This is a genomic window from Delftia sp. K82 (genome assembly GCF_002193035.1).
Classification (GTDB): Bacteria; Pseudomonadota; Gammaproteobacteria; order Burkholderiales; family Burkholderiaceae_C; genus Comamonas; species Comamonas acidovorans.
The window spans coordinates 254,840-256,171 of the sequence record NZ_MYFL01000003.1; the positions used below are offsets into that span (position 1 = coordinate 254,840).

Sequence of the window (1,332 nt, forward strand, 5' to 3'; positions counted from 1 at the left end):
CAAGGACAAGCGTGTCATCCGCGCCGACGACAAGCTGCGCCCCGTCTTCGGCAAGGACAGCGTGAACATGTTCGAGCTGGCTGGCATCGTGGGCAAGCATCTGGCGTAAGGCGCCTGCCTGACCTGATCCTGCGACCCGCTTCTGCACCTTGCCGGAGCGGGTCGCCGGCCTGACACGGGGGCAACACATGCTTGGGCTAATCTAGCGGGCATGGATACCGAAATGCTCACCCCGGCAGCGGCTGCCGCCGCTGCTTCCTCCCCGGCGCCCTCGCGCTCCATCCGCCTGGACGGCGCCTCCAACTTCCGAGACCTCGGTGGCTACACGGGCCTGGATGGCCGGCGCGTGCGCTGGCGCACGCTGTTCCGTGCCGACCACCTGGCCGGCCTCAGCGCAGCGGACCTGGACGTGCTGCAGGGCCTGAAGCTGGCGCGCAGCGCGGACTTCCGGGGCAAGATGGAAAGCGCCCATCTGGCCTACGAATGGCCGGGCATTGCCCGCCATGCGCTCATCGTCGAGCCCACCGTGGTGCAGCGCGCCAGCGCCCTGATCGCCGCAGGCAACGACCTCACGGCCGCCCATGCCGAGGAGCTGATGCAGGACACCTACCGCAGCTTCGTGCACGACTACGCACCACGCTTTGCACAGCTGTTCCAACTGCTGCTGGACAGCCAGGACCCGCTGGTCTTCCACTGCACGGCCGGCAAGGACCGCACGGGCTGGGCCGCCGCCCTGCTGCTCACCGCGCTGGGCGTGGACGAGGACACCGTGATGCAGGACTACCTGCTGACCAACCAGCTCTACCAGCGCCCCGCCACCACCTTCGCCCCCATGCCGGCCGAGGTGATGGATGTGCTGTGGCGCGTGCAGGCCTCCTACCTGGCGGCGGCCACCGACATGGTGCGGGCCGACTTCGGGGGAATGCAGGGGTATCTGCGGGATGCGCTGGGCATCGACAGCGCTGCACGCGAGCGGCTGGCTGCGCTTTACCTGGAAGGTTGATTACCTTCGCTCACGGGGCGGCGGGTTGGCGCGGCTAACATGGGCTGTGCCGGTCGGTTGCGCCGGAGATGAAGGAGATTGCGATGAAGTACGGCATGCGTGAGCTGGCCGCGATGGTGCTGGTGGCCTTGAGTGTGGGGCTGGCTGGTTGCGCGGGCGGGGTGGCTGGGGATGTTTCGGGGAGCCAGGCGTCCAGTGGCAGTGGGGTGACGGTGTTTGGGACTGTGGATGCCAATGTGAGTCATACGCGGACTTCACGGTGACTTGGTTTCTTGCCTGATCTGGGCTGATCTTCTGGACCGATTTTTGCTGCTTGCCTTTGCGGCGGG

Annotated in this window: 2 protein-coding genes; both read left to right on the plus strand. The window is 67.1% G+C overall.

Going from position 1 to position 1,332, the window contains the following annotated elements:
- Window positions 1–109 (plus strand): SWIB/MDM2 domain-containing protein (locus KDK82_RS33460; RefSeq protein WP_218827093.1); only part of this gene is annotated, 109 nt, incomplete at its 5' end.
- A gap of 114 nt (window positions 110–223) precedes the next feature.
- The gene (locus KDK82_RS18020; protein WP_043825450.1) at window positions 224–1,003 is read left to right on the plus strand and encodes a tyrosine-protein phosphatase; all 780 of its coding nucleotides are present in this window, start codon (window positions 224–226) and stop codon (window positions 1,001–1,003) included.
- Window positions 1,004–1,332 lie beyond the last annotated feature (329 nt).